Origin of the sequence: Paenibacillus sp. Soil522, assembly GCF_001428245.1 — a bacterium.
Taxonomy (GTDB): domain Bacteria; phylum Bacillota; class Bacilli; order Paenibacillales; family Paenibacillaceae; genus Pristimantibacillus.
In genome coordinates this window covers 1-3,776 of sequence record NZ_LMRV01000102.1, presented here as the reverse complement: position 1 = coordinate 3,776, position 3,776 = coordinate 1, and the positions used below count along the sequence as shown (strand labels likewise).

The window sequence follows — 3,776 nt, the reverse complement described above, 5'->3', positions numbered from 1 at the left end:
CTTCTCTAGAGCCAAGTTCCCTTCCCGAATCGGTTTCACAAGGATTTCGGTTAATGAAATAGTTGAAGCAACTGCGGAATACGTTCCTTCCTCAATTTGTTCGAGTAGCCACTTCGCTTTCTCACCAAATTCAGGATGTTGCTCAAACACATAAATAAATATGTTCGTGTCCAACGCGATTTTCTTATAAGAAGAGGGGGAGGAGGTATTCACCAATTTTCTCTCTCCTTCCGAACATAATCATCACTTGGTTCATCTTTCCATAACTCTTTTCCAAGTCCCCAAAGTTTGTCTGAGAATGATTTCGGTTTTGGCATCACAATGATCTCATCGCGAACCTCATCATACTGCCATAACAGTTTATCGCCAACTGCCAATTTTGCTTTCACGCGTATTTCCTCAGGGATTGTAATCTGATACTTCGTCCGGATTTCGCTTTCCAGCTTTAAAATATTCTCCATATCACACCGTCCTTTGATTCGTCTTACTATTGTTTATTTTATCACACTTATGGTGATTTAATCCAACACTAAAACCGGAAGACAAAACACGTCACAGAATGTCTCTTCTGTGCTCTTAATTGTGCTATAGTAGGTAGAAAAGGACGTTCAAGGAGGCCGCTAAGTGAGACAAAACACGACACGGAAGAATTTTTCGATTTATGACCCGGAAGAGGACCGATTGACGGTTTGGAAAGCGCGCTACATCGAGATGGAAATAATAGGGGATCGGAAGCGAGATATCGAAAAAAAGATTGAGCTGCAGCTGAGCCGGTTCATTGACTTCTTTCGGGACCGGTACGGCTATGAAAAAGTAACGGCAGTCGTGAAACGGGATGTTACGGCGTGGCTCGAGCAGCTGTATCATCCTCCTGAAAAAGGAGGGAGGGGATATGCGCCGGCCACCGTGAACAATCACCAGGCCGCACTGTCCCGGTTTATGAAATGGCTTCGGGTTCGTGTGCCGCATCTTCTGCCGGAAGATCCGACCAAAGGGATCCGGGAGATTATGCTGCCGGATCCTAAGCCGCGGACGCTGACTTCCGAGCAGATCGTGACCCTCAAAAATATTTGTGATCGGCTCGAACGGTTTCATCTCAAAAAGGATCGGCGCCGAATGAAGGGGAAAATGGAACTCAAAACGCACGCGCGCCCGCAGCGCGATCGGGCGATCGTTTACGTCCTGCTTTCGACGGGGCTGCGCCGGGAGGAACTGGTGAATCTGAACTTGGATCAAGTCGAACCTAGTGACCCTGTGCAGCTGCGTGCAGCTCGCAGTGCAAAGATCGTCCGGATACGCGGAAAGGGAAAAACGGAAGGAACCGAGTACTTGTCGGCCGATGCAAGGGCTGCCCTGGCCGATTATTTGGAATTCGAAAGGCATCTGGATCATGCGGAGGAAACGATTGCCTTGTTCTTAAGTGCGAAAGGAACACCAGCTCGAAAAATAGATGGCCGGCTGTATCCTCGTTCCATTAACCGCATCTTGGAGCAAATCGGTAAATGGCATGATGCAGAGCTGAAAGATCCGGATCGCCACCTTTCACCGCTGCGTCCGCATGACTTGCGCCATACCTTTGCCAATGAATTAGCGAAACATCCGGATGTGACGGAGCAAGATTTGGAGCGGCTGTTGCGGCACCGGAATAAACGATATTTAACGATTTATACGAGGCCGCCAGAAGCCACGTCTGCGGGGTTTGTTGAAAAGTTATAGTACTCGATCAGTGAGAATGGCGAATATTTCATAATATTGTTTATAATTAAAACCATTTATAATTAACCCCGTTGACAGAAGAACTAGTGGTTTTTAAATTTTTTTTGTGTATGTTATCGGCGGTTATTGCCATATCTCTCACCGTATGCGGTCAGGTAAATTGGACCTTGAATTTGGCCGGGCCGTGATTAATACGATCGCCTGTTGGCGTATGTTTATCTTCCCGCGTGCCCGGCAAATGTCGATATAAAGAAGCTTTGTGAAAAGGAAGGCAAATCGGTTGCGAAGATGGAACTCGCCAAAGGGCTCGCCCGGGTTACTTACATCTATGAGCCTAATACGAAAAGGCAGGATAGTTGAAAACAAAAAGAAGGAAACTGAATGACGGGCAAGAAAGTATACTTAATCATCTTCATTCATTAATCTCGGAGGATAAACATGTATACTTATCGGTCTCTTCAACCAAGTGATCTTAAAACCTTGTGCTCTTTTCCGCAAAACGAAGAGGAATTATATTTTATGTTTCCAAAAGGGGTATACCCTTTAACACCAGAACAAATCACAGAGGCCGTTAAAAATAGATTGGAACCAACAATTATTTTACATAACAATGAAGTAGTATCTTACGCAAACTTCTATGAACATGATGGCGAGTCTTGCTGGCTAGGCAATGTTATTGTATCCCCTGATTATCGAGGAAAAGGGGCTTCTCAATATCTGATTGGAACGATGGAATCTATTGCAATACTAAAATTGAACGTAAAGCGGCTAAAACTTGTATGTCATAATACGAATACAAGAGGAATTTTGTTCTATAAAAAGCATGGATTTAAACCATTCGATATCTCTTTAAGATTGAAACCGTCAGGTGAATACATTGCTGGAATTCACATGGAGAAGGTTCTATAACATTATCTTTTATATCTTACGTCTAACGAGATCTTCTTGCATCCTGATTGAAATTGATTAAAAACGGGTTACGATAGCATTCCTGTAGAGCGTTAAATTTCCGCTTTGCAAAAAACGAGCGCCTTTAAGCTTTTTGGCAGGATTGCGTGGATTTTTCTTGAGTTCCGACCATCGATGTAACCTTTCCCCTACTCATCGCGTCTATCCTTGATAAGGCCATACGCAATGGAGGAAAATACCATGAGAGTCGGAGTTGTATTCCTGCTTGTACTACTGATTACAGCATGTGGAAGTATGGAGCGGAAAAAGGAAGTCGACGCGGACGTACTGGAGCGCATGAACAACCCGAAGCTTGTGCACCGGGACGAACTGTTCGAGTTGAAGCTGAATATCGAGAAGACTACTTTTTCGGCCGACGAACCAATCCCGTATACCGCCAGTCTGACATACATCGGAGACGGAGATTCGTTCACCGTTTGGGGCAGCCATACGATTATAGGATTCCGAATTACTGACGGTCTGGATTTTGATATGGAGGGAGCAACTACGTTGGAACTGACGGCAACAAAGCTGTTGAAGGACAAGACGGTTGTGTACCCTTTTGCGAAGAGTGGCGGCTACAGTAATAATGACCCCAAGGCGGATTTTTGGCGAGAATTTTATAACGAGAAAGAACTCATTTTGTCCCCTGGTAAATATTTGATTGAGGCAGTCTGCTTATTTTCGCTTGATGAATCTGTTGTTGACAGTCACTATAACGAAAGCGTCTATACGATGATCACGGTGAAGTAGGGGATCATACGTGAAGAAATCATGCCGAGACAAAATGCTTGTACTTCTGCTTGGCAGATGTTTAAACCTTGGTCTTAAACAGAACTATTCTCATTAACAAATAACCATTCATTACGCTAACGGGTACTATAGCTTAACAATCACCAGAACGAGGCTGCCGCATGAAACGAAACGGCAGCCTCGTTGAGCTAACAGGCATATAGTGCAGCCACATCATAAAAATTGGAACCTATTCTTTGAGCTGAACGTCTAACAAAAGAGGGGGAAATGCGTTTTTTTGATGATTTCTAACTTAATGGCGTTTTTGGTTTCCAGTTAAAATAACTATTGAGGAGCAAACGTAATGAAAAATAAATTTG

5 protein-coding genes and 1 pseudogene are annotated in these 3,776 nt (G+C 44.1%); 4 read left to right on the top strand and 2 right to left on the bottom strand.

What is annotated here, in order from left to right:
• Together ASG81_RS33340 and ASG81_RS28060 are read right to left on the bottom strand one after the other, a co-directional pair.
• Positions 1–213, bottom strand: a 213-nt coding sequence (locus tag ASG81_RS33340) for a type II toxin-antitoxin system VapC family toxin (RefSeq protein WP_327205199.1), incomplete at its 3' end; no start/stop codon positions are given.
• Complete coding sequence (locus tag ASG81_RS28060) at positions 210–461, bottom strand: AbrB/MazE/SpoVT family DNA-binding domain-containing protein (RefSeq protein WP_056642628.1); 252 nt, start codon at positions 459–461, stop codon at positions 210–212. The genes ASG81_RS33340 and ASG81_RS28060, both read right to left, overlap by 4 nt.
• Positions 462–624: 163 nt before the next feature.
• Here ASG81_RS28060 and ASG81_RS28055 point away from each other — a divergent pair, with 163 nt between their 5' ends.
• From ASG81_RS28055 to ASG81_RS28045, 4 genes and pseudogenes are all read left to right on the top strand, one after another.
• Positions 625–1,716 (top strand): tyrosine-type recombinase/integrase, encoded by a 1,092-nt coding sequence (locus tag ASG81_RS28055; protein ID WP_056642625.1) that lies wholly within the window; start codon positions 625–627, stop codon positions 1,714–1,716.
• Positions 1,717–1,908: 192 nt separating this feature from the next.
• Positions 1,909–2,070: pseudogene (locus tag ASG81_RS33335) on the top strand (hypothetical protein); the annotation flags it as partial.
• An 84-nt stretch (positions 2,071–2,154) separates the two neighbouring features.
• Positions 2,155–2,625: a GNAT family N-acetyltransferase gene (locus ASG81_RS28050; protein WP_056642621.1), complete on the top strand. Its 471-nt coding sequence runs from the start codon at positions 2,155–2,157 to the stop codon at positions 2,623–2,625.
• A gap of 240 nt (positions 2,626–2,865) precedes the next feature.
• Positions 2,866–3,417, top strand: coding sequence for a hypothetical protein (locus ASG81_RS28045; protein ID WP_056642616.1), 552 nt, complete (start codon positions 2,866–2,868; stop codon positions 3,415–3,417).
• Positions 3,418–3,776 lie beyond the last annotated feature (359 nt).